This window comes from Candidatus Enterococcus murrayae (assembly GCF_017315985.1).
GTDB classification, from domain to species: Bacteria; Bacillota; Bacilli; order Lactobacillales; family Enterococcaceae; genus Enterococcus_A; species Enterococcus_A murrayae.
The window spans coordinates 1-25483 of the sequence record NZ_JAFLVR010000049.1 but is presented as its reverse complement, the minus strand read 5'-3'; the positions used below and the strand labels follow the sequence as shown (position 1 = coordinate 25483).

The window sequence follows — 25483 nt, the reverse complement described above, 5'->3', positions numbered from 1 at the left end:
TTTTATAAAAATATAATACCGATAAATAACGTTATTGTAAATAGATAAAAGAAAAACTCTTTTTCTTTATAAAAAACAAAGGAAATGAATTATACTATCAATAAGCCTTTAAACCCATTTATGTAATAACAAAAAACATTTCACACCACCTTTTACAACCGTCATTAAATAACTTAACACAAAAAAACTGTTCGATCATTCAGCAAAAAAAGTACTTATTCTGCAGACACTTTGTTAATCGCAGTGATTTAACAAAAAAGGGCCGTGTCGCAAAGACACAGCCCGTTAATTCTTTATTTACTTGTTAATTCACCAATCGTTTCATTCGCTTGAACATCCTTTTGCTCAGCCAGTTCAAACTTATCGACTTTATCCATATTGGTCAATGCCACGATCATATCCGTCTTCTTACCTGCTGCAACGACAGCTTCCAAGTCGACCTTCGCAATCATTTGTCCACGCCCAACTTGTTGTCCAGCGGTCACATAAACAGTAAACGGCTTGCCGCCTAGATCTACGGTATCCAGTCCCATGTGTAATAGCACTTCGATGCCAGTAGGAGTGGTAATCCCTACTGCATGTTTCGTAGGAAAGACATTCGAAATTGTTCCTGCCACAGGAGAGAAGATTTCACCAGAAGTTGGCAATACAGCATACCCGTCTCCCATCATTTTTTCTGAGAAAACATCATCAGAAACTTCAGTGATCGGCACCAAACGTCCTTGCGCTACTGCAAATAAATCCTGCGATTTAGGTGCTTCTTCTACCACGTTTTGATCAACAACTGGCTGCTTTCTGCTGTTGCCTCCTTGTAATCGGTTCATCTCATCGGCAACGAATTGTACTTCGGTTCCGACGATTACTTGGATGTTTTTATCGTCTATTACCTTTAATCCAGGAACACCCGTTGCTTTAATCTTGCTTTGATTAACCGTTCCAGTATCCTTGACCTGTAAACGCAAGCGAGTCGTACAATTATCAATCGCTGTCACATTTGCAGCCCCGCCTAACGCGTCATATATCTTTTGCGCCATCACAGCATGCTTACTATCACCGGCTGTAGCGATATCCGGCATTTCCTCACCGTCATCTTCTTCACGGCCTGGAGTCATCAAATTAAATTTGGTGATGACAAAACGGAATGTCACATAGTAGATGACCGCCATAACAAGACCTAAGAGAATCAGCATGTACGGTTTATTAGCAATTGGAACCCGCAAACTTAAGAAGAAATCAATAAATCCAGCACTAAAGTTAAATCCAGCAGTCCATTGGAAAGTCGCTGCAATAAACATAGAGATACCTGTTAAAATCGCATGAACAACATACAATGGCCACGCAACAAACATAAATGAAAACTCAAGCGGCTCTGTAACACCTGTAAAGAATGACGCAAAAGCGGCTGCGATCATTAAAGAAGCAGTAATTTTTTTCTTTTCAGGTCGTGCGCTATGATAGATTGCCAACGCTCCAGCTGGTAATCCGAACATCATAACTGGGAAGAAGCCCGCTTGATAACGACCAGTAATTCCTTTGACCCCTTCACTTGCCCAGAATTTACCAATATCATCAATCCCAGCCAAGTTAAACCAGAACACATTATTCAATGCATGGTGCAGACCAGTTGGAATCAATAATCGGTTAAAGAGACCATATAAGCCAGCTCCTAATGGCCCCATACCGGAAATCATTTCACCAAAGCTTACCAAAGCGTTATAAACTGGCGGCCATACGAAAATCAAACCTGCTGAGATCGCTGCCATTAGACCGGCTGTTACGATTGGTACGAGCCGCTTCCCACTAAAGAAAGAGAGCGCCATTGGCAGTTTTACACCACTGAAGCGATTATACATAGCTGCCGCTACTAATCCGGCTAAAATCCCTACGAATACATTTTTAAAATTGATTGCTCCAAAAGCAATGTTCACGTCTTCTACAGCTACTTTCGTAAACATAGCCACCGCATCACTATTGACCAAAGTCATCGGAGTCAAGAAGGCTACTAAACCGGACAAAGCTGCTGCTCCGTCTTTATCTTTAGACATCCCTAGTGCTAAACCAACTGCGAACAACACTCCTAAATTATCTAAGATCGTTCCGCCTGCTTTAATCAAGAAGGCTGCCAATAAATTATTGCCGCCCCATCCGCTTGGATCGATCCAATAACCAATTCCCATAAATAAAGCCGCTACCGGCAAGGTCGCTACTGGCAACATTAATGAACGTCCCATGCGCTGCATATATGCTTTCATATTTTATTCTTCTCCTTCATGTTCTTTCATTTTTCGCAATCGTTCTACATGAATCGCGACATAGCCCAACTCTTCTGTAGTGATCGCTAACTGATAGTGCTTCATCAAAAAGACCCGAATTTTCTTTGCGACTTGATAACTCTCGGGATACTTGCTTCGGACCATTTCAATAATGTCCTGATCCAAAACAGCATAACGTTGATTCTGATACCGTTGCAGTAACAGACGCAGATGATTTGCAAGACGAGAGTAATCCAAAGCCATTTCCTGCGAATGGATATTTATCTCTAGCTCTTGTTCAATCAAATGAATCACATCGGAAATAATCGTCACTTCTCTGATACTGTCATGATTATTATTTTTTCCCGTACGAGCACTATGGATATGGATTGCGATATAACCAGCTTCATCATAGCCATAAGGAATCTCTAGTGTTCGATTCAAGTAATCAACTGCCCATTGCGCAATGCCGAATTCTTCGCTATAGAGGATCTCGATCTCGCTTAACAGCTTGTTGCGAATCACGATTCCATTAGCGATGTTTTGGGCGGCAAAGGCGATATGATCCGTCAAAGAAATAAAGATGTGCTCATTGAGCTTCTCCATCAGGACAGTCTCCGCATGGTCAACAATCGCTTCGGCAGCAAAAAAATAGGATTCATTTATTTGATTTAATAAGGTCTGTAACTTTTGCTGCCCTTCCGGCTCCATCACAAACAAACGCTCGATCTCACGTGAAAAAAGCAGATCATTTCTTTGCTTATTGAAGCCGACACCTTTACCGATGGCGATCTTTTCTTCTCCACGATCGTCGACAAGCACTGCATTTTGATTCAATATCTTTTTGATTTTCATATGTTTTCCTCATTCTGCAGAATATTCAACTGTTCCGACTAGTTTATTGGCCAAATAAAAAGGGCATGAAAAGAAGCACAAGGAAGCTCCTTGCGTTTCTTTTCATGCCTAGTATGATCTAGTCACATGAAACAGTATTTGTTAACAATTTGAATTGTATAGACCGATGAAGGCTTTGTCAATACTTTTTATCAGTTATTTTCAAACAATTTCATTTTTTTGATATTTTTCACATAAAACTTGGAGCTCACGATAGATTTCTTGACACATCGCTTGGTCCTTTGCATTAGCTCCGCTAGCTAATGGATGCCCCCCGCCATGATAGCGTTTCGCTACTTCATTGATGACCGGACCTTTGGATCGAAGTCGAACTCGGTAGTAGCCTTCAGGTTGTTCCACAAACACTGCCCAAGCCAGTACGACATCGATCGTACCAGGCAATGGCACAAGCGCAGCAGTATCAGAATCCTTGATCCCATATTTTTTTAAGATCGCCTGATCTAAAAATACGTACCCCGCTCCATTTTCATCGATTTGTAAATTTTGATATAAATAGCCGGAAAGCTTGGCTACATCCAACGTTATCTGTTCAAGCTCACGATTCAATTTTACAGCATCAAACCCATAATCCAACAACTTCGCAGCTACTTGCAAAGTATGAGAGGTCGTAGCCGGATATAAAAAGCGGCCAGTATCACCAACGATTCCTCCATATAACAAACGCGCAGCATTTTCCGTCAGTGTTAAATTCTCCGCAAAAGCAAAGTCAGCGATGATTTCACTGCAGCTGCTGGCCTCCGTATTGACCCAAAGCAGGTCGCCATAAGGATCATCATTGGGATGGTGGTCAATCTTGATCAGTTTATCTCCCAAGCTATAACGCTCACCACTAATCCGCGGCGCATTCGCTGTATCCGTTACGATTACTAAAGCACCTTGGTATAACTCGTCAGGGATTTTATCCATTTTAGCTAGAAAAGCTAAATCCTCTACTGGTCCTCCGACTTGGTAGATTTCCTTTTTCGGAAAATTTGCCCGTAGGATCTCCGCCAACCCGCATTGAGAGCCTAATGCATCTGGATCAGGTCGCATATGACGATGGATAATGATCCGATCATATTGTTTTATCATCTGTAAAATTTCATTTGTAATTGTCATGCTGTTTCCTCTTTCTAAGAACGCTCCATCACTTGGCAGACCACGATCGCTTTAGCTACGATCACATTGTCGATATACACTTCCAAATCAACTTTGGCCGAGCGTCGCCCCAGTTCTAATGTTTTCGAATGTATTTCAATTTCGCTTTCCAATTGAATCAAGCGTAAATAATGCAGATTCATTTGTTCAATCAATGTATTTCGGCGTTGATCCATCAGGATACTTCGTTGGGCCACATTCGCTACGATCTCGCTCAGTACACCGAATGAAATCGTTCCAACACTATTGACCATCTGTGGCGTAACCTCAAACTTGAAGTAAGGATTTTCCAACAACTGATCCTCTCGGTCTGTATCAATCGTTACAATATCACCGACAATTTGATCAGAGATCGTGTTAGACATTTGCGGCTGGCGCTGCACCAGCTGCATTGCCTTCATGACATCTTGACGACTGACCATTCCCACCAGCGAAAGATCATCCTTCACCACCGGCATCATTTCAAGCCCATCCCAAATCATTTGATGGCTGACAGAAGCCACGCTCATACTTTGTTTAACCACATTCGGATCACGAGTCATGACGCGGTCAATCATTTGATTTTCAGCTTTTCCTAAAACATCCTTGGCCGTTACGACCCCTAAAACGCGCATACTTTTATTCACAACAGGAAAACGTGAATGTCCCGTTTCATGAGAAAGACGGTGATATTCGGAGATTGTATCCCCCGCCTCTAAATAGACCGTTTTTTCCAGCGGCATGTAGATATCACTAACCTGCATGATATCTTTTTTGATCAGCTGGTCGCTCAATGCTCGATTGATCATAGTGGCCACGGTAAAGGAATCATAGGTCGTACTCAAAACAGGCAAACCTAAATCATCAGCCAGCTTAGCAATCTCAGGTGTGGTATCAAAGCCACCAGTAATCAACACAGCGGCACCATCCTGCAACGCTAACTTTTGTGCGCCTTCGCGGTTTCCGATGATCAATAATGACCCTGGCGTAATGTAACGGCGCATTGCCTCTTCTGTCATAGCACCAATTACAAACTTGTTTAAATCCTTATCTAATCCATTCGAACCACCTAGAACTTCTCCTTCAATGATGCGGACAACTTCACCAAAGGTTAATCTCTCAATATTTTTTTTCAATTTGCGTTCGATTCGAATCGTTCCCACTCGTTGAATCGTCGATACCAATCCAATATTTTCCGCGTCTTTGATCGCGCGGTACGCAGTTCCCTCACTGACACTCAGATTCTTGGCAATACTGCGGACAGAGATGCGCTCTCCCACTGGCAAATTTTCAATATGCTCTAAAATTAAATCATGTTTTGTCGCCATAGTTTCCTCCCGTTAAAGCATTTATCTATCGTATTAGTACAGCTTAGCAAAACCAGTATAACAGAGTACCTAAAAAAAAAGAAGTCAACCGTTACCATTCACGTAACAATCAGCTTCTTTTGTACTAATGATTTTTCAAATTATGGTCTTTTTCTAAAACGCACAAGAGAAATTACTAGGGCAATCATACAGATCGCTAAAGAGGCCACGAAGGTCACGCGCATGCCAAAAATGAAAATATCCGGCCGGCCGTCAATATACGTCGTTACTCGCTGGCCATAAGAAACACTCATCCCGCTATACAAAATTGTTGTCGATAAAGCAATCCCAATAACCATTCCTAGATTCCGAGCAAATGAATTCATACTGCCGGCAACCCCTAGGTTTTCTTTTTCCACACTGCTCATAACAATCGTATTATTCGGTGATTGGAACAACGCATTCCCCATCCCCATGATTGCTGTTGCTAAAACGTAATACCAAATCGGACTCACCTGGTTCATAAAAACATACAACAATTGCGTGACCGACAACAGCGCTAAACCTATTAAAACCAATTTTTGCGGACCAATCTTATCCGTTAGGTATCCGCTAAGCGGCGAACCAATAACCATCAGAAAGGGAAATACCATCATCAAAAGCCCCGCATAGCTAGCTGTCAATCCACGAGCATTTTGCAAATAAAATGGCATGACAACATTTACAAAAAAGTTTGCCGAAAAAATTAAAAGTGCAGTAATCAGACTCATCGTAAACATCTTATTTTTCAAAATACTAAATACCAGCAATGGGTTTTCTTTGTGTTTTTCCACTTGAACAAATACGATAAAAAATACGATCGCAACAATCAATAAAAGAAGCGGTAATGTATGGACATACCCGACTTCCTGACCAATAAAGACCGCACCAAAGAAGCTCATGATGGTTATCGCAAATGTTATAAAGCCCAGCCAATCGATCTTCTTTTTGGACATCGTGATATCCTTCGGCAAAAATTTTTCTCCGATCAAAATCGTCAAAATCCCCACCGGAACATTGATCCAAAAAATATAGGACCAAGAAAAATGTGCCAGGATCAGACCGCCAATACCCGGACCTGCGATTGAACCTAATGAGACAAATGCACCAATCGCACCTAACGCTCTTCCCCGTTCGTTCATCGGAAAGACTTCAGTAGTTATCCCCGTATTGGTCGCCATCGTCATACTAGCTCCGATCCCTTGAACCACACGCCCAAAGAGCAGCATTGCTAGTGAATGATTAAAACCGCACAATAAAGAGCCTACTGTAAAAACGACCGTGCCGATTCGGTACACTTTGATCTTACCAAAGCTGTCACCGACTTTTCCAAAAAGCAGCAAGCAGGCACAGACGATCATCAAATAGATTGATACAACCCATTCCGCTTTGTTCATGGGGACTGCCAAATCCTTTGAAATCGTCGGCAGTGCAATATTTACGATACTAGAGTCCAAGGTAGACATAAAGGTAAACATTGCTACTGATACTAAAATCCACCAACGGTTCTTTTGAACCATCGGATCATCTTGATAGGTGTTCATTAAAAGACTTCCTTCCAATTCAAAAATAGACCATAGCTATTTTAAAGGATATTCTAAAAGAAAAGCAAACCAAAATAAAAACGAGAGATTATTCTCCCGTTTCCTTATCATATTTCCCATCTTCACGATCTTCAAAAGTCATGAAATAGCCATTTGTAATTCTCTTTTCATAAATATGGTGACAATTAGGACATTCCACCGGCATTGCTTCTTTGGGATGTTCTTGCACATTCAACACCTCATCGACAAAAAAATGGATGCCGCAATTTGGACACTTTAATGGTTTTTCCAACATCTGACCAGCCCTCTCTACATTTACTACTAGTACAATAATACTCCTTTTTAACAAAAAAATAGAGTAGTAAGTATCAAAAAAAGCATCTCGAATCAAAAAATGACCAGAGATGCTTTCCGTGTAATTATTTGCGACGTCCACGACGTTGATTCGCCTCCATGATAACTGGAAGGATCACTGGACGACGTTTGGTTTGTTCAAACAGATAGCGACTCAGCTGATCGCGGATATCTTGTTTTAATTTGCTCCATTCAAAATCGTCAGAATGTAGATGTTTTTCTACGATCTCACTAGTCGTTTCAGCACTTTCTTTGATCAAATCACGGCTGGCCTTGATGTAAACAAATCCGCGAGAAGTAATCTGAGGGGCTGACACGATTTTTTTCTGTTTACGATCAATCGTTACCACAATGACAAAGATCCCATCATCCGACAGCACCTTCCGATCGCGTAAAACAATATTGCCAATATCACCGACACCGATACCATCGATCATGATATTGTCTGCTGGAACACTGCCTGCAGCACTCATGTGTTTATTTTTATATTCCAACACATCTCCGCGTCCAGTAATAAAAATATCTTTGTAGGGGATGCCCATCTCATTTGCTAAGCTGGCATGAGCAGCTAACTGACGGTATTCGCCCTGTACTGGAACAAAATATTTCGGCGACATAAAGTTCATCATCATTTGCAGATCCCGAGGGTTAGCATGGCCGGATACGCGTAAATTTTCGGAGATGCTTTTCACAACGCCGCCTGCACGATAAATCATGTCCTCTGTTTTCGCTACAGTCGTTTCCATCGCGATCGTTGGTGTTGTTGTGATGTAAACTAAATCCCCATCTTCGATCTTTAGATTACGATGGGAGCGATTCGCCATTTTTTGCAATGACTTGATTGGCTCGCCCATACGTCCTGTCTCTAAAATGATCAATTCCTCTGGAGAGTATTTCTTCATTTCCTTGATCGTAACCAGGATGTCTTCAGGTACTTCTAATTTATTCAAGCGCATCGCAGTTTTTATGATGCGATCCAAATCCTGTCCGGTCAACACTACTTTGCGTCCAGCCTTTTCCGCTGCATTCAAAATCTGCTGCACACGCTGAAGGTTGCTGGCCACACTAGCAACAATAATTCGTCCATCCCATTCATTGATCGTATCGTAAACCTCGCTGGCAATTTCGCGTTCAGAAGCAACTTGAATTGGATTTTCAGCATTGGATGAGGAGCTCATCAAAGCTAGAACGCCTTCCGAACCAATCTCAGCTAAACGACGATAATTTGTCGCATACATTGGAATTGCAGTTGGATCAAACTTGAAATCTCCCGTATAAACCACGTGGCCTTCATCTGTTTTCAAGCTAATTCCGACAGAATCCGGAATCGTATGAGTCGTTCGGAAGAAGCTGATAACTGCGGTACCAAAATCTATCTCAGTATGCTCATCAATCACATGGAAATCCTTAAATCCCTTGCTTTCTTCATTTTGGCTTACATTTAATTTGGCCAGCTCAATCGTCAGTTCTGTTCCGAAGACCGGTACAGCTACCTCAGATACTAAATAAGGCAGCGCTCCAATCGCATCCGCATGTCCATGAGTCAAGAAGACCCCCGCTACGCGCTCTGCGTTTTCAATTAAATAGGTAAAATCAGGAATCACGACATCGATCCCCAACAATTCATTTTCTGGATATTTCAGCCCGCAATCTAGGACAAAAATATCATTATCCACTTCAACCGCATACATGTTTTTACCATTTTCACGTACTCCGCTGAAGGGAATTATTTTGACTGTACTCAAAAAATCCACCTCTCTAGTTTATTTATCTATTGTTTCAGCTTACTCAGACCCCGTATTCAGTACGGTCTGTGCCTATACTCAATAGCTATTATACATGATTTTTTCTGAAAAACCATTGATGAGAAATGAATCGTCCCTCTTCCGTTAAAAGAATCGTCCTTTTTGCAGAGTTCCTTTCCCAGAATTCAAATAAAAGTAAGCTGACAGCTGTAACAAACAAAAAAAAGCGTGAATCTCTCACGCTTTCCAATATTTATTCAAATAGATTCATTTCATACATCGTCTCCGCAATTTGCAAGGAGTTCCAAGCGGCCCCTTTTAATAAGTTATCGGAAACGACCCAAAGATGGATGCCTTTTTCCTCATCTGGATCTTTACGTATGCGCCCAACAAATGTTCCTTTTTTACCAACACTATTTAAAGCCTGCGGATAAATTTGTTGACTCGGATCATCTTCCAATACTGCTCCAGGAGCGTCAGCGATTAAAGCCTGGATCTCCGCTACCGTTACCGCTTTTTCTGTTTCGATGTAGACAGATTCAGAATGTCCGCTCATCACTGGAATCCGCACACAAGTCGCAGAAACCTTGATCGTGTCGTCTTCCATGATTTTCTTTGTCTCATTAATCATTTTCCATTCTTCATTCGTATAGCCCTCATCAGAAAATACATCAATCTGAGGCAGTGCATTGAAGGCTAATGGGTAATGCTTTTCGTCACCACCGCACGGTAGAATATCTGCCTTCCATTCATTGACCGGTTTTTCAGCTAAAAAGTCCCGCGTCTGCTGCTTCAATTCTTCCATGGCTTGATTCCCAGCACCTGATACTGCTTGATAGGTTGATACAATCACCCGCGTCAAACCATAGGCTTTTCGAATCGGCTCTAAAGCCACCATCATCTGAATTGTTGAACAGTTTGGATTGGCGATGATGCCCTGATGATTACGCAAAGCTGCTGCATTCACCTCTGGCACCACTAATGGCACATCAGGGTCCATGCGAAAATGACTGGTATTATCTACGACGACCGCTCCGCGTTTTACCGCTTCCGGTGCAAACTTAGCAGATATCCCGCCGCCAGCTGAGAATAAAGCAAGATTTATTCCATCAAACGAATCAGGTACTAATTCCTCGATCGTTTTCGTCTCACCTTTAAATGAAAGCTGCTTTCCAGCTGAGCGCTTTGACGCTAAAAATTTTACAGTACCTAGTGGCAAAGAACTATTTTCTAATAGTTTGATCATTTGTGTCCCTACCGCGCCAGTAGCGCCGACTATTGCAACATTCATTTTTCTCATCGTAATCACTCTTTCGTTTCATAGTATTTTAACAGTTTATCATATTCGTTACGAAACGCAAGCCATCTTCCATTTTTCATTGTCATTCAAATTATTAAAACTTTCGACACAACACACATCTTATTTTCCAATAATTACTACCTTCTATATAATTGATATAACACAGATAAAACAAAAGTTCTAATCAAAATATGGTAAAATATTTTAAAAAAACGAAGATTATTGAATATTTTTATTGTGATTTTCTAATAAAAGCTTTAGAATTAATATGGAAGCGTTATTCACAGGAGGGCGATCATGGAAGTTAACGGGTTTATCATTAAGCAAGCACGCGAAGATGCTGGTTTACCACGTGACACTTTTACTACTATTTGTTCATCCGCTGACTTGGAGCAGATTGAAGCGAAAAATGAGGGCACACTGGAAATTATTTTAGATATTTGTGCGAAATTAGAAATACCTTATCACCAAGTTTTTCCAGAGACCATTCTTTCAACGGAAATCTCTCTATTGAACATTGTTCGTTGTCTGCATTTACGTCAAGAGTTTTCTAGCGTTTTATTTTTGTTGGATACTTATGGAAAGAAAATTACTTATGATAATGCACGAATCGTTGGTCACCTGATGTATTTCCGAGCCTACGCAAATCTGTTCGGCATTCGTGATACTCAAAAAGCCGTACACTATTTTCAACGAGCCTATACTTTTTTGCACGATGAAAAACGCTACGAACTACTAGTACTTAAGGGATTAGCTACTTGTTATCAAGCAAACGAAGAAAAAAAGCGCGCACGCATCTTTTTTGAACGCGCTGAACAATTGGAGGAAAAAATGAATACTCAATTACAGTTAGGTCCATCTTATTATCAGGCAGCTTGTTTCTACGCTGATCGCGGAAACCAAGAGAAAGCCAATGCCCTTTGCGATGAAGGCATTCAAACATTATTGGAAGTAAACATGATTACCGGCTTGGAAGATTTATTTTTTGAAAAGGCCGTCATTCAAGAAAATATGAAGGAACAAATTGAGCTTTTAAAGCAAGCCGACTACTACGCCAACTTAAACGATAATCGCACTCTAAAAGAATTGATTAATCAAAAACTGACAAGTATCTAATAAGAAAGGCTTCGCGAACTCGCTCAGCTTTTGAGCACCAAATAGGTACTGTTCCACATCAGCTCCAAAGTACGATCGCTGTGTCTCACAGCAATAAGACCAAAATATTTCTAAATTGCTTCTCAAATTTCGAAATATTTTTGCTTATTGCCGATAAAGCTAGTTCGTGAAGCCGGACATGGATATACCTGCTACAAAGCGATTTATTTATGTGAAAATTTTATACTTTCTTTATAGTCAAAAAGAGACACAAGAGAAGCTAAACCCGCTTAGCCTATCTTGTGTCTTTTTATTATGAGCTACGCCTTCGCTTCAATTGATTTCTTTGGTCGATAAAAAACCATGTATAAAGCAGCTACGATTAACGGAATCACAGCACAGAAAATATAGATATGTTGATAAGAGCCTAAAATCCCTTTGATCGCTCCCAACAAGTAAGGGCCGACCCCTAGGCCTAAATCAAGACCAATGAAGTAGGTAGAAAGAGCTACGCCGATTCGAGCTGTCTCCACTAATTTCAATGTGACTGCTTGTCCATTTGCCATAAATGTCCCATAGCCTAATCCAACAAAAGCACCGGCAATCAATAAGACAACTGCGTTCCCAGTGAAGGCTAAAAGCAGTAACCCGATCGTCAGGCAAATAAAACTAGGATACATCACAGCATTTTCACCATGCTTATCAAAAATTTTCCCTGACATTGGTCGTGTGACAGTAACTACTAATGCGTAAACGACAAAGAAGAAGGCCCCTGCTGTTACTAAATGCAATTGATCCGCATAAATAGATAGGAAGCCTAAGACACTTGAATACGCGATTCCGATCAGAAAGGCGATACCGGCAATAAACAGCACTTTGAATTCAATAAAGCTTTCTAAACTAAACGTATTGATTTTTGCTCGATGTTCCTCTGTTAAAACAATGTTATCGACGTTGAATTTAAAACAGGCCGCCGCCGTGACAAGGGCTAAAATGACAGCCAAAACAATAATCGCTTTAAACCCAACTAACGGTAGCAGAAGTAAGCCGATAAACGGGCCAATCGCTGCAGCTAAGCTCGTACTCAATCCGTAATAATTGATACCTTCACCATATTTTGCTTCTGGAATATACGCCGTGACAATTGCATTAGCCGCTGTCGAAACAGCACCATAACCAAAGCCATTTAAAAAGCGCACACCATCTAGAATAAAGATATTACTGCTGATCAAATAAGCCGCCGTCGTCACCAAATAGAATAGCGCGCCGTAACGCAATACTGCCCGACGACCAAATAATTCTAATTTTTTCCCGATATATAAACGTGCAAACAGTGTTCCGATAATGTAGATTCCTACCGCAAATCCTGCTTGTGCGGTTGAAGCCCCTAAACTTTGTGTCGCATATTTAGCTGTAATCACGACAAAACAGTAATAAACTAAAAATACAACAAAATTGATAATTGTAATTGTGACAAAACCTTTATTGAATAATTTCTCTTCTTCCTTAATTTTCATTACCCACTCTCATTATTATGCGATGCTCTCGTTTAGTTTCTTCAAATCAGAAATTTTTTCCGCGACCTTATTATAGTTCGACGGGTATCGATCCACCGCTTGACTGATAAATAAATCCCGCGTATGGTCAAACGCCGCCAAAAAGTCTACTAGTGCTTGATCATTTTCCTGCGTATCATCCCTTCTCAGCATCAAAGCATTCTGATAAGCATCATTTAGAAAAACCAATACGGCCTCTTTTTCAAACCGTACCTTGTAAGCTGATTCTAATCGTTCGATTATTGCGCATGTCCATTTGTTCATGAATAACCACTCCTTTTTCGTATGAAAGAATTTATTTTTCCAAGTTCAGGAAAAACAGACTTGCTTCTCAAGTCGTATTTCAGCCAACCAAATGCTTGAACTTCAACTCCTTTAAACTTCTTAGCTCTTATTTCTACAAAACAGAAAAAGTTGGTCTGAAATCTTCTTGCTTCCAAAATTTCTACTCACTAGAGCATTTGGTCTGTTTGACTTACCTGATTGATTATACGGATTTAAAAAAAGGAAGAAATCAACTTTAATAATTAGAAATGGCATTGAAAATTTTTAGTAAAAAAGAGCATTAACATTTGTTAGTATCTTTTTTAAACATACTTTTGATCAAAATGCGTGCCCATGTATGATAAAATAGCAATGAAAATTTCAGCAAACCACGGAAGGAACAAAGTAAAATTGGACAATACAGCCTTAACAAACTACTTAGAACAAAAAAAATTTCCTATCGTAACGAAAGAGTATAAGAAATATCTACTCTACGAGGGGATTCAGGATCACCATGTATACATTTTGAAAAGCGGCGTCATCAAAACCAGCGTTATTTCAAAAGATGGTCGTGAATTCAATTTGGAATACATCAATGATCTTGAAGTAGTCTCATTGTTAAAGGATGAATATTCTCAATTTATCGATGCCCCCTTTAACATTCGTGTTGAATCCGAGAAGGCCGAACTTTATCAAATCGATCGGGTCGAATTTTGGAAAGACATCAATCAAAATTTTGAATTACAAATCTACGTCAAAAACTATTACCGCGAGCGATTACTCAAATCGATGAAAAGAACCCAACAAATGCTGATGAATGGGAAATTTGGTGCCGTATGTACTCAGATTTACGACCTGTATGACAAATTTGGTATCGAATTTCAAGGAGGCGTCTTAATTGATTTTGTCGTAACGAATGAAGAGATTGCCCATTTTTGCGGCATCAATGCTGCCAGCAGCGTCAGCCGCATCATGCACGACTTGAAAAGCTGCGGCGCGATCAAAATGATTGATCGGAAAATCTTTATTAAAAACATCGAGTTGATTAAGGACAATATTATTTTCTAAAACAAAAGATCCAGCAAATACTCGATCGGCTGGATCTTTTTAAATTTCTGTTCCATATTCTACTGGTTTATCGAACTCTCCCGGTGCGTCATCATAAATATGACCATAAATGAAGACCGGCATACCAACATAACTATAGTCATAAATTTTGGCCACTTCTGCTTTTGGTGTATTCACACAGCCATAACTTCCTAAATCCGTTCGATAAGCTCCAGGCTGGCCAAAATATTGCAATTTATGATCTGTATCATGCAGGCCGATTTCTGTAATTGTCTGTCCATAGCTCAACAGCGGGAGCCAATACGCCACAGGCACACTATACATGCCGTCCCCAGTCGTCAAAACGCCGCTTAGATCAACATTTCGCCGCTTGTCCATAATCGTATGAAATCCAGGAACAGTCGCAGTCCCTTTGTCATACCTGCCCGTGATTACGTCTGTCTCAACGACTAGCTTGCCTTTGTCAAAGCAGTACATTTTTTGATTATCCAAATCAACTTCGATATAATTTTTTTTCACATGAAGCGGCTGCTTTTTCGTCTCGCCTTTTAAAATGAGCGGAATCATTTTAGTGTCGGACGTTTTCAATTCTTTAGCAATTTTTTTTGCTGATTGTTTGATATCGATGAACCAGCCATAATTCCCGACATTTTTATAGCGTAAATGCTGTCCGTGAACATTGGTAAAATCGACTGGCTGATAGATCGTAGAATATTCTCGCTCCAAGTCCGCTACCCACTCTGCAATCAACTCTGGGTCAAATTCCCCTTGATCATCAACTGAGGACGCTAGCATTTGCTCTGTCAGCGGAATCGTTTTTTTGTTCAGCTTCAACGTGATACCGTGTTTTCTAACTTCTTCCAGCTTCTGAGGAATTTTTTGTTTCTCTAAATCTTGCGCTGTGATTTCCGGTTCACGATAAAAATCGGTTAAATCATACTCCGTCTGCAACGTTCCCTTTTCAAACGCTTCGCAAAGTTCTTTCCGAATTCGAGCGGAATCAATCACATTCCCGCTCTTCTCCGGTTCAATCCGAAATTTTTTATCCTCATAAATAATCCTAGCATCTTTGGCTTCTTTCCCTCCAAGAAAAGAGGCACGATTGATCGCTTGGACTAAATTTTGTTTCGCTTTCTTTTTAAGAGGCAAACTAAATTCTCCTCTACGAATATTTTTCTTCAAATATTCTGTTTGAACTTTATAAGGAGAAGAAATTTGTAGTTTAACTGTTTGATTCTCCCCTACCATTTTGATCTCAACTCGTTGTGTTTCCTGACGAATTTTTTGTGCGGCCTGATTAACCGACAATCCGCCGACAGCGACATTCGCAACAGTTGAACCAAAATAAAAATGCGAGCCGAAATATAAATAAATCAACATAAAAAAGGTCATTGCCCCCGCAACAATACCAACAATCCGCAGCACTACTTGATTTTCATGCTCCTTCAACCCCTATCACCCACTTTATCAAGCCAAATAATTACTCACATTATAAATCAAATAACTAATTATTTATTCTAAAACCATAATTATTAATATTTTTTAACATTTTTGGTTAAATTGACAAAAAAAGGACTCTGAAACTCAACTATGAGCTTCAGAATCCTTTAATAACAGAATTATCTTTACATTTTTGTGTGGTCCGTACGTGAAATAACATCACGACGTTGTTCAGGTGTTAAGTCACGGAATTTCACGGCATAACCAGATACACGAATCGTAAAGTTCGCATATTTTGGATTGTCGATGTCTTTATCCATTTCTTCTAGCAATTCACGACCAAAGACGTTGACATTCAAGTGGTAGCCGCCTTTGTCAAAGTAGCCATCTAATACTTGACGTAAGTTATCCACTTGCATTGCTTCATCATCCGTACGTCCTAAAGCTCCTGGATTAATCGTTTGTGTATCAGAGATTCCATCTTGTGCACAAGAGTAATTCAACTTAGCTGTTGAGTTTAATGAAGCCAATAGTCCATTTTTCTCACCCAAGAATTTACCATCTTGATAGCTTGGGTTTGCACCTGGTGCTAATGGTTTGCCTGCACGACGTCCATCTGGTGTGTTACCCGTATTTTTTCCGTAAACAACGTTGGAAGTGATCGTCAACAATGACAATGTTGGCGTTGAATCACGGTAAGTGTGCTGACGTTTGATTTGAGTCATGAAGTACTCAAGGATCCAGTTTGCCATATCATCTGCTTCATCGTTGTCATTTCCATAAGTTGGGAATTCATTTTGTGGAACGTAGTCGATCGCTAAGCCATCTTCGTCACGAATAACTTTGACATTTCCGTGTTTGATCGCCATCAATGAATCTGCCGCATGAGAAATACCTGCAATCCCTGTCGCAAAAGTACGTTTCAAGTCAGTATCCATCAATGCCAATTGTGGCGCTTCATATGCGTATTTATCGTGCATGTAATGAATAACATTTAAAGTATTCACGTATAATTCTGCTAACCAATCCAAAACATCTTTGTAGCTGTCCATAAATTGATCAAAATCAATACTGTCGCCTTCTAGTGGACGGAAACGCGGACCAACTTGCATCTTCGTCATTTCATCGACACCGCCGTTGATCGCGTAAAGAACTGCTTTTGCCAAGTTAGCGCGAGCACCGAAGAATTGCATGTCTTTACCAATAACAGTAGCAGATACACAACATGCGATGGCTGAATCATCTGAACCCCAATATTGACGTAATAAGTCATCATTTTCCAATTGGATCGAAGAACTTTGTTTAGCAACTTTCGCCGCATAAGTCCGGAAGCCTTCTGGTAAATGAGAAGAGTACAAAACAGTCAAGTTTGGCTCTGGAGATGGCCCCATGTTTGTCAATGTGTGCAGGATTCGGAAATCGTTCTTCGTTACTAATGACGAACCATCCATGTTCATACCCGCTAATGATAAAGTAGCCCAAATTGGATAACCAGAGAATAATTGATTGTACTCAGGTGTCCGAGCAAATTTCACCATACGCAATTTCATAATCAAGTGGTCAATCATTTCTTGTGCTTCGAATTCAGTAATCACACCGCGGTCTAAGTCACGTTGGATATAAATATCTAAGAAGGCAGAAATACGGCCGATTGACATTGCAGCACCATTTTGTGATTTAATTGCTGCAAGATAACCGAAGTATAACCATTGAATCGCTTCTTGTGCGTTGCTGGCAGGTTTTGAAATATCATAGCCATAGCTTGCTGCCATTTCTTTCATATCTGCTAAAGCACGGTATTGTTCAGATACTTCTTCACGTAATTGGATTACGTCGTTTGTCATTACTTTACTTCCGACATTTTTCCAATCTTTTTTCTTTTCTTTCATCAAGAAATCAATTCCGTATAATGCCACACGACGATAATCGCCGATAATGCGTCCACGGCCGTATGCATCCGGTAAACCTGTGATAATTTTATTTTTACGAGCTAAACGCATTTCATCTGTATATGCATCAAAAACACCTTGGTTATGCGTTTTACGCCATTTGTTAAAGATGAATGACATCTCATCATCCACTTCAAATCCATTAGATTCCAACGCTTTGTTGGCCATGTTGATTCCGCCAAAAGGCATAAAAGCTTGCTTCAAAGGGACATCCGTTTGCAAACCAACGATTTTCTCTTCTTCTTTGATTAAATAGCCAGGCTCATGAGAAGTGATTGTCGCAGGAATATCATTATCCATGTCATATACGCCGTTTTTCTTGTGCTGTACTTCGAAAAGCTCTTGTAATTTATCCCATAGCTTTTCAGTACTTGGCGCCGCATCTTCCAAGAAGCTGTCGTCACCTGTATATTCTGTGTAGTTGCGTTTGATAAAGTCCAAGGTATTAACCTCATGTTGCCAGCGACCTTCGTTAAAACCTTCCCAAGGATTTTGAGTTTGTTCTACAGTTTTTTTGATTGTTGTAGTTTCCATATGCGCACTCCTTTGTTAAATAGTTTCACAATAATTTAAAATGATTATAACAAAGGAATCTGTTTTAAGAAAGGGCTTTTTTGCTTCTTTTCTCTCCAAATCCTTTTAAAATAATGATAATTTTCTTATCCTCAATAATTATCTGTTACAGTTTTCACTATAACAGATGATGTAATTGATAATGACAGTTTTTACTTGATATCCATGTTTGCTCACCAATATACAATTCCCGTTCATTTATTCAGTGAAAAACAGAAGACTGATACAGACTGGCTTGTGAAAAAAAATCTCCCCTCAAACTCTCATAATAGGAAAAGATTTATTTGAAAAAAATTTTTATCTCATTATTCTAGTAGCTCTTTTTAATTCAAAATAGAATACTTTTGTCGTTATCCTATAATCACTATTACTATTCGATATTTTTATCTTCTCTGCCATCTGGGGATTTGATTCACTAAAATAGTTCTTAAATAAAAATAATTTAATTTATTTTAAAATCATTATCAAAATGTATTTTTAGCATTCTTCCTAATTATTTTATCTATCTGTCTAAAAAAATGGCGAGTTAGCTCTGTTCAAAATACTTAAATAAGTTAAGTTGGTATACAATATCAACCATATGTATTTTATTATTAATAAGGGAGGGAGCTTATGTTAGAAAGATATATTGAGAAAAATATTTTTCGCCAAGTTTACCTTTGTCAGCAATTGTATCAAAAGAAAGAAATTGACCTGCAGACAATGGCTGAACGATTGAAAGTCTGCACGATTACAATCAATAATGATCTTCTGGTTTTGAACGAACTCTTTAACCAAGAAATCACTACATTCAAAAAAAATAGAAATATCTGTAAAGTTTCCTTTGATCCGACTTATCCATTATTAGAGTTAACCCAACGAATTTATCGTCGCTCTGATTTCTTACGGGTATTGAATGATTTCCTAATCGGAAATACTCACTGGTCGGAAATTGCTGAAAAGGAATTTCTTTCTACTAGTAAAATTTATCAGATTCGAGCGAACATTTTTTCTTTTAGCGAAGAACTAGGATGCTTACAGCAAAATCATTCCTTCGCATTCTCTGAAAAAGATCTTCGAAACTTATTTTTGGCTATCGCAAGATATACTGGGGATCGTTCGGCAATTCCCTTTAATAAAGTGATCGCCGCTGCGGCAGAAAAATTAATTGACTACGTAGAAGAACATTTTTTTGCTCGCTACTATCCGACCAATGAACGAGAGCTTATTATCTTGGGGATTCAATTGAGCAACCAGCGAGCCAGACACTTCCCTATTCTTTTTTCCGAAAAAGAAAAAGCGAGTGCACGACAAACACCGCTGTTCAAACTATTACGCGAAGGAATAAAAAACTTAGATTCCACTATTTGTGCAAATGAGGATGAATTATTTTATATTTACTCTCTTTTCAACGCAAGAAACTATCTTTGTAATAATTTGGAACTACTGCAAAAGGATTTTGAGGTCGTCTATCAGAATCATATCCAGCGATACCCTGCAATCGAGGAACTGCTTCAAGAATTACGCTTTTCTCTAAATATTTCTCCAGAAAATGAGCTTCTCTTAAAAAAGGCCTTTTTACCTTTTATTCGCTCTACTTGGGCGGACATGCAGCTTTTCCAGCCCGACTTGATTTACCTATTAGACAAGGAGCAACAAACGCTCTACCAAACAATTCAAACAATCTTAGAAAAATGGTCTGCTGCCTGTCAAACGACCATCCACTGGAATACTAATCTAATTCGTAAAATGACTTTGATACTTGATTTGCTGCTCAGAAATACCTTCGATGAAAAAATTGAGTTGTATATCGTCGCTCCTTCTGACTTCAACTTTTTATATTACCGAAAACAACTGGAGTCTCTCCTGGATGATCATTTTGTTATCAGTAATATGATTTATAATACGTTGAACGAAGTCGTTGACGATGTGTTTTTCTGTTCAAAACGAGTGATAGTCTGTGATACGGCTCTATATCAGACAGATTTAGGCAGTGAGAATACTTTAATTTTCCCTGTGTCTCTCAAAACAATTGATGAGACCTGTAATGAAATCAACCAAATCGTTCGACCAAATGAAAAAGGCCTGAAAGAATAAGTTTCTTCCAGGCTTCATTTTAGTGAGTAAATCCATACGTCTTGATCTCTTTTTTTTCATGATAAACTAAATGTGCTTGATTCAAGGCATCAATCGCTTCTTGCATGTCTTGGATATAGTCACATGCCATATTCATTCCAAAATCGGCTCGGATCACCAGACGTTGTATAATTTCCTGATCCAAGTTTTTAGGGAGTGGGTAAGCCGGAACTTGCCACCCCTTCATCAAAAGACGATCTGCCAAATCATATAATGTCCATTCATGATTCGTGTCTTCTTTTAATTTGTAGCAAACGATCGGTAGCTGCGAGCCGTCATTAACGATTTCAAACAAACCTGTTTCCTCGATCGCTTTTGCCAAATACAGTGCTACCTTATGTGTCCGTTCATGAATTGATTTATAGCCATCAAAGCCATAACGTACAAAATTGTAGTATTGACCAATCAGTTGCGCCGCACTGTGAGAGAAGTTGATGGCCATTGTTGGCAGCTCACCACCTAGATAGCTGACTTTAAAGATCAATTCTTTGGGCAAATACTGCTGATCGCGCCATAAGACCCAACCAACACCAGGGTAGACCAAACCATATTTATGGCCTGAGGAATTGATTGAAATGACATTTTTTAATCGAAAATCCCAGACTAGATTGGGTTCAGTAAAAGGTGCGTAGAAACCTCCTGAAGCTGCGTCCACGTGGATGTAAACCTTATAATCTGTTTGTCTGTTATATTCTTCAACTAGATCATTCAACCCACTGATATCATCATATCGACCCGTGTAAGTAATCCCCATGATACCAACAATTCCAATTGTATATTCATCAACATAATCCATTACTTTATTTAAATTAATCGACATATGCTCTTTATCTAGAGGGACTTCTCGCATTTCAATATCCCAATAAACACAAAATTTTTCCCAGCAAACTTGATAGCCGGAAGAAATGACCAAGTTAGGTTTTTTCGCACTGATATCCAATCCCAGCTTTTCTGCACGCTTCCGCCAGGCGAACTTCATTGCCATACCTCCCAGCATACACGCTTCTGAAGAACCAATCGTTGAAGTCCCCATAAATTTCTCGTTCTCACTTGCATTCCAAAGATCAGCTATCATGTTCACGCATCGATTTTCAATTTCAGTCGTACGAGGATATTCTGACTTATCAATAGCATTTTTTTCTAGCGTTTGACTCATCAATTTGACTGCTTCCGGCTCCATGTAGGTTTGACAAAATGTCGCTAAGTTTAATCGTGCATTCCCTTCATCAAGCATTTCATCTTGGACCAACTGGTATGCTACTCGAGGCTCAATTGATTCTTGATTCAGTTTGTATTTAGGTAAATCGACCTGTTCACTTTCTGAACCAAATATTGGTTCTAAATACTCTGCTTCATCGCGATTTTCTTTTCCATATAACATGTATATTCCTCCTAATTGCTTCATTTGTTTTAGTTAATGCTTTAATGTGTATTCTTCCTTTTGAACGATTTCATGTTCCCCACGAGCTGATGGGTAGATCGCCGTATTCATATCTCCTGCTTTCATATGAACAGGGTTCTCTAATTCTTTTTGTCCATGCTTGTCGTGTAACTCGTAAATTACAAACGGCATAATCACTGTGATAACAAAACTGATCAATAGAATCACTTGGTAGGTTCGGTCCTCACCCTTTGCGATCGATGCGGGCGGAACAAAAGAAATCAATAAAGCAAAAATTGATAATAGTAGTCCAACACCGGCAATAATTGTTTTTCCAATCGTTTTTCCAGGTACATTGTATGTTCGATCTAATTCTTTCTTTTTGTAGACTAAGACGAAATAGCCGATAAAGAATAAAAGATATCCGACTAAATAAATAACTACAGTTAATGAGATCGCTACTAAGAAAGATAGGTTGTTGCCACCGCCGCCAAAGGTCAACACCGCACCCCAAATGGTGACGATCACTCCTTGAGCCATAATCAACGGTACAGGCACTCCATGCTTATTGGTTTTACGAAAGAAGCTGGGTAATAAGCCACGTTGTGCCGCAGCAAACATACCGCGAGATGGGCCAACTACCCATGAACTTACTTCACCCATCACTCCAAAAGCAATCATCAAGGCAATGACTTTGACCAACCACCCTAAGTGTCTGTTAAAATGCAGAATTAATGATTGGAAGGTTTGTATCACTCCAGCGCTTAAAGACAATTCTTTTTGGGGAATCACGGCAGCTACAGAAAAGCCGCCGATCGCATCCAAGGCGATCGCTAAGATAACCAATAGGATCATGGCCAATGGATAATTCTTTTTCGGATTTTCCAACTCATTGATATGTGAGGCGGAAGCTTCGACGCCCATGTAAGCTAAGACAAATGATACAAACACTACTAATGTCGATAATTGTGAAAAATCTGGTATAAACGCTTTTTTGCTAATAGCAATTTCAATCGGGTTGCCACCAATGAAATAGGCGATCGCTAAACCAAACAGAATCACAGAAGGGATCAAAATTCCAAGTACAAATCCCGCTTTTGCGATCTTAGCCGTTCGTTGAGTTCCTCCTAATTGTGAGAAGGTCAAGCTCCAGAAAATGACTAATAGACCAATATATTTCATCAACGGATCTGTATTTAATGCTTGGAAATCCACCACATAGGATAATGCTCCCAAAATGAAATAAATCATGGTGACAAATCCAACGGTAATTTGGAACCATTGAAAAAAGATGGCCGCAAAACCGAAACGTTCACCTAACGTTTGGCTAACCCAACTGAATATACCGCCATTTTGCCAACCTTCTACGGTAGACATCTCGGCTGCACACAAGGCCACTGGTAAAAACCATAAAATTCCACCTAGAAGTAAAAAGAAAACCAGATGCAACTTCGAAGTAGCAAACGTTGGATACTCATAAACCGTTAAGACCATTGAAGCTGTTAAAGCAAAAAAACCGAACAATGATAATTTTTTCTGATTCATAGAACCGCTTCTTTCCCTTTTCTTTAATTATTTTGCGGAAGGAATGTTTCAGGGATAAATATGATAGATCATTTCAGGCACCTCTTTTCTTACACGGAGAAGTATAAATAGTTTCCTCCAAACTTTTTTCCTAATTTTTTTCTTTCACCTATCAATAAACTAAAAAAATATGGAAGTTTAGCCGCAAAAAAAAGCGCTAGTTTTCCTATTTTAGGAGAAAACTAGCACTTTTTTTGCTTATTACAGCTACATACTATATTCCTTAATATGTTCATTCATTAGTCCGTTAGGCACATCATGAAGGCGATAACCATTCCCCCAGTAAGTGATAATGCGAACATTATCAATGTGAGCATGAGCAATTTTTTTACGAATATTTCCAACTGCTGTCGACATTTGAACCAAACGCGACTTGCTGACTTCGTTATTCCAAACTTTGTTGCACAGCTCATCTCTGGAAATAATCTTTCCGCTGCCCTCTGCTAATGCACCGATGATTTTCTTTTCAATATTATTTAATGAACTGTAGAAGAGAACTAAGTCCTGCTTCTTCATCTCCGATTGTCTAACCAATCCTTTTGAGATAGACTCTTTTTGACCCTCACGTTTGTCGCTGAGCAATAAGAACTCTCTCAGTTCAGTCAATGTGCAATCAATCGATAAGCAATGATTTTCGTCGATGTTTGGTACTGGTTCATCCGTGCGCCGCAAATAGTGCATATCTTTTTCAATAACGATTGGTAAAATTTCGTTGAACTCCTGATTAGTCAACGTCTCACTAAAAATGACAATGTCAAAAAGAGACAAAATATCTTCAAAATAATTAGGCTTATCTACATCAAAAAATTCTTTTAAGACAAATACTTCGTAATCTAAACGTTGTAATTCGTTTTGAAATTCTTGTTCAATGATAATATTTCTGGTTAGAATGATCACTTTTTTCATCTTTACTCACTCCAGTCTTTAGTAACTTCTGCTTTTTGCACCTTTAATCTCAAAAAACTCAACCGCCTTTATTTTTCCAAGCAATTTAGACCATACCTCAAATCCTTAACAACTTGCTGCGGCAGATTGTGCTCAAACTTTAAAATCCCTTGCAATTGCTCTTTTAAATCCGTTTCAATATGTCGTGCCTGGTCTTCCGCCTGTTGGATGATCCTTCGGCTTAATGCCGTCGCTTCCAACAATGTATCTGCAGCATCTGCTTTTACAAACAATTCAAGAGCAGCGTTTTCTTCCTTTTGGAACAGGTAGTTAAATAATTGCTCATTTTTATCGTGTTCGTACATATACTGCTCTAATAATCGGTCATATTTTTCTTGTAGCTCGTCACTTTCCACCTTTTTTTCAGTAGCAGCAGTACATTTCTTCGTTTCCTGTTGAACCATTTCTTTTCGGATTATGAAGCGTCGCCTCTCTAAATTATCCTTATTATGAAAGATCACCTTTTCTCTTGGGAAAACTGCTTCAACATTATCAAGCTGTCTCGTTACTTCCTTCAAACGATAGCGATACGCCGAGACTTTTTCTTCCAGCGCTCCACGAATACCTTCCAGCTTATCCACCTGATTCAAAAGCTCGCTGTTCTGTTTCTCTAATACGTCAACTTTGACGGACAATTGTACTTCGGTATTATCATTTAATTTAGAAACATCAAAATTTTTCAAGCTGTCTCATCTCTCTTCTTTGTGATTAAGATCAAAAGATTTTTGCTTCCATATGTATGATTTTTGACTTATTATGTAAAACTTTCTATTTATGCCTGAGCAAGTATCATCCATTAATGAAATCATTAGAAGCTTATCTTCTATTTACTATCCATTGATTTTTGCGCTATTTTTATTCGCCTCACCTCCGTATACTGATCAAATAGATCTTTTAGAAAAAAATAGATGCGTCCTATATTTTCGCTTCACTTTCGAATG

General features: G+C 39.3%; 19 protein-coding genes. 3 read left to right on the top strand and 16 right to left on the bottom strand.

Going from position 1 to position 25483, the window contains the following annotated elements:
- Positions 1-293: 293 nt before the first annotated feature.
- From nagE to JZO85_RS17935, 8 genes are all read right to left on the bottom strand, one after another.
- On the bottom strand, positions 294-2252 hold the full coding sequence (nagE, locus tag JZO85_RS17970) for an N-acetylglucosamine-specific PTS transporter subunit IIBC (protein WP_207109888.1): 1959 nt from the start codon (positions 2250-2252) through the stop codon (positions 294-296).
- A 3-nt stretch (positions 2253-2255) separates the two neighbouring features.
- Positions 2256-3107, bottom strand: coding sequence for a PRD domain-containing protein (locus JZO85_RS17965; protein ID WP_207109887.1), 852 nt, complete (start codon positions 3105-3107; stop codon positions 2256-2258).
- Positions 3108-3308: 201 nt separating this feature from the next.
- Complete coding sequence (locus JZO85_RS17960) at positions 3309-4265, bottom strand: DHH family phosphoesterase (protein ID WP_207109886.1); 957 nt, start codon at positions 4263-4265, stop codon at positions 3309-3311.
- A 14-nt stretch (positions 4266-4279) separates the two neighbouring features.
- The gene (locus JZO85_RS17955) at positions 4280-5611 is read right to left on the bottom strand and encodes a DRTGG domain-containing protein (RefSeq protein ID WP_207109885.1); all 1332 of its coding nucleotides are present in this window, start codon (positions 5609-5611) and stop codon (positions 4280-4282) included.
- 140 nt (positions 5612-5751) lie between these two features.
- The gene (locus JZO85_RS17950) at positions 5752-7173 is read right to left on the bottom strand and encodes an MFS transporter (RefSeq protein WP_207109884.1); all 1422 of its coding nucleotides are present in this window, start codon (positions 7171-7173) and stop codon (positions 5752-5754) included.
- An 88-nt stretch (positions 7174-7261) separates the two neighbouring features.
- The gene (locus JZO85_RS17945; RefSeq protein ID WP_207109883.1) at positions 7262-7468 is read right to left on the bottom strand and encodes a hypothetical protein; all 207 of its coding nucleotides are present in this window, start codon (positions 7466-7468) and stop codon (positions 7262-7264) included.
- 124 nt (positions 7469-7592) lie between these two features.
- Positions 7593-9272 carry a ribonuclease J gene (locus tag JZO85_RS17940; RefSeq protein ID WP_207109882.1) on the bottom strand — a complete coding sequence of 560 codons (1680 nt, stop codon included), beginning with the start codon at positions 9270-9272 and terminating at the stop codon, positions 7593-7595.
- Between the two features lie 253 nt (positions 9273-9525).
- Positions 9526-10572, bottom strand: coding sequence for an aspartate-semialdehyde dehydrogenase (locus tag JZO85_RS17935; RefSeq protein ID WP_207109881.1), 1047 nt, complete (start codon positions 10570-10572; stop codon positions 9526-9528).
- A 297-nt stretch (positions 10573-10869) separates the two neighbouring features.
- Between JZO85_RS17935 and JZO85_RS17930 the strand changes: the two genes are divergently transcribed.
- Positions 10870-11688: a hypothetical protein gene (locus JZO85_RS17930; RefSeq protein ID WP_207109880.1), complete on the top strand. Its 819-nt coding sequence runs from the start codon at positions 10870-10872 to the stop codon at positions 11686-11688.
- A gap of 299 nt (positions 11689-11987) precedes the next feature.
- Here JZO85_RS17930 and JZO85_RS17925 read toward each other — a convergent pair whose 3' ends face one another.
- Together JZO85_RS17925 and JZO85_RS17920 are read right to left on the bottom strand one after the other, a co-directional pair.
- A complete protein-coding gene (locus JZO85_RS17925) occupies positions 11988-13184 on the bottom strand; it encodes an MFS transporter (RefSeq protein ID WP_207109879.1) in 1197 nt (398 codons plus the stop codon).
- Positions 13185-13199: 15 nt separating this feature from the next.
- Positions 13200-13487, bottom strand: coding sequence for a hypothetical protein (locus JZO85_RS17920; RefSeq protein ID WP_207109878.1), 288 nt, complete (start codon positions 13485-13487; stop codon positions 13200-13202).
- A 411-nt stretch (positions 13488-13898) separates the two neighbouring features.
- Between JZO85_RS17920 and JZO85_RS17915 the strand changes: the two genes are divergently transcribed.
- Positions 13899-14555, top strand: a complete 657-nt coding sequence (locus tag JZO85_RS17915; protein WP_207109877.1) for a Crp/Fnr family transcriptional regulator — start codon at positions 13899-13901, stop codon at positions 14553-14555.
- A 39-nt stretch (positions 14556-14594) separates the two neighbouring features.
- Here the strand turns inward: JZO85_RS17915 and JZO85_RS17910 are convergent, their stop codons facing one another.
- A complete protein-coding gene (locus tag JZO85_RS17910; protein WP_242550423.1) occupies positions 14595-16004 on the bottom strand; it encodes a L,D-transpeptidase in 1410 nt (469 codons plus the stop codon).
- Between the two features lie 176 nt (positions 16005-16180).
- Entirely contained in the window at positions 16181-18478 is a 2298-nt protein-coding gene (pflB, locus tag JZO85_RS17905) for a formate C-acetyltransferase (protein ID WP_242550422.1), read from the bottom strand.
- Between the two features lie 651 nt (positions 18479-19129).
- Between pflB and JZO85_RS17900 the strand changes: the two genes are divergently transcribed.
- Positions 19130-20593 carry a helix-turn-helix domain-containing protein gene (locus JZO85_RS17900; protein ID WP_207109876.1) on the top strand — a complete coding sequence of 488 codons (1464 nt, stop codon included), beginning with the start codon at positions 19130-19132 and terminating at the stop codon, positions 20591-20593.
- Positions 20594-20612: 19 nt separating this feature from the next.
- Here the strand turns inward: JZO85_RS17900 and gad are convergent, their stop codons facing one another.
- The 4 genes from gad to JZO85_RS17880 form a co-directional block, all read right to left on the bottom strand.
- Positions 20613-22013 carry a glutamate decarboxylase gene (gene gad / locus JZO85_RS17895; protein WP_207109875.1) on the bottom strand — a complete coding sequence of 467 codons (1401 nt, stop codon included), beginning with the start codon at positions 22011-22013 and terminating at the stop codon, positions 20613-20615.
- Positions 22014-22046: 33 nt separating this feature from the next.
- A complete protein-coding gene (gadC, locus tag JZO85_RS17890) occupies positions 22047-23558 on the bottom strand; it encodes a glutamate/gamma-aminobutyrate antiporter (protein WP_207109874.1) in 1512 nt (503 codons plus the stop codon).
- Positions 23559-23804: 246 nt separating this feature from the next.
- Positions 23805-24503 carry a helix-turn-helix domain-containing protein gene (locus JZO85_RS17885; RefSeq protein ID WP_207109873.1) on the bottom strand — a complete coding sequence of 233 codons (699 nt, stop codon included), beginning with the start codon at positions 24501-24503 and terminating at the stop codon, positions 23805-23807.
- 68 nt (positions 24504-24571) lie between these two features.
- Positions 24572-25225 carry a hypothetical protein gene (locus JZO85_RS17880; protein ID WP_207109872.1) on the bottom strand — a complete coding sequence of 218 codons (654 nt, stop codon included), beginning with the start codon at positions 25223-25225 and terminating at the stop codon, positions 24572-24574.
- Positions 25226-25483 lie beyond the last annotated feature (258 nt).

Excerpts from the sequence above, each read along its gene's own strand:
- nagE (WP_207109888.1), bottom strand. The coding sequence starts at position 2,252 with ATGAAAGCATATATGCAGCGCATGGGACGTTCATTAATGTTGCCAGTA.
- JZO85_RS17965 (WP_207109887.1), bottom strand. The coding sequence starts at position 3,107 with ATGAAAATCAAAAAGATATTGAATCAAAATGCAGTGCTTGTCGACGAT.
- JZO85_RS17960 (WP_207109886.1), bottom strand. The coding sequence starts at position 4,265 with ATGACAATTACAAATGAAATTTTACAGATGATAAAACAATATGATCGG.
- JZO85_RS17955 (WP_207109885.1), bottom strand. The coding sequence starts at position 5,611 with ATGGCGACAAAACATGATTTAATTTTAGAGCATATTGAAAATTTGCCA.
- JZO85_RS17950 (WP_207109884.1), bottom strand. The coding sequence starts at position 7,173 with ATGAACACCTATCAAGATGATCCGATGGTTCAAAAGAACCGTTGGTGG.
- JZO85_RS17945 (WP_207109883.1), bottom strand. The coding sequence starts at position 7,468 with ATGTTGGAAAAACCATTAAAGTGTCCAAATTGCGGCATCCATTTTTTT.
- JZO85_RS17935 (WP_207109881.1), bottom strand. The coding sequence starts at position 10,572 with ATGAGAAAAATGAATGTTGCAATAGTCGGCGCTACTGGCGCGGTAGGG.
- JZO85_RS17930 (WP_207109880.1), top strand. The coding sequence starts at position 10,870 with ATGGAAGTTAACGGGTTTATCATTAAGCAAGCACGCGAAGATGCTGGT.
- JZO85_RS17925 (WP_207109879.1), bottom strand. The coding sequence starts at position 13,184 with ATGAAAATTAAGGAAGAAGAGAAATTATTCAATAAAGGTTTTGTCACA.
- JZO85_RS17920 (WP_207109878.1), bottom strand. The coding sequence starts at position 13,487 with ATGAACAAATGGACATGCGCAATAATCGAACGATTAGAATCAGCTTAC.
- pflB (WP_242550422.1), bottom strand. The coding sequence starts at position 18,478 with ATGGAAACTACAACAATCAAAAAAACTGTAGAACAAACTCAAAATCCT.
- JZO85_RS17900 (WP_207109876.1), top strand. The coding sequence starts at position 19,130 with ATGTTAGAAAGATATATTGAGAAAAATATTTTTCGCCAAGTTTACCTT.
- gad (WP_207109875.1), bottom strand. The coding sequence starts at position 22,013 with ATGTTATATGGAAAAGAAAATCGCGATGAAGCAGAGTATTTAGAACCA.
- gadC (WP_207109874.1), bottom strand. The coding sequence starts at position 23,558 with ATGAATCAGAAAAAATTATCATTGTTCGGTTTTTTTGCTTTAACAGCT.
- JZO85_RS17885 (WP_207109873.1), bottom strand. The coding sequence starts at position 24,503 with ATGAAAAAAGTGATCATTCTAACCAGAAATATTATCATTGAACAAGAA.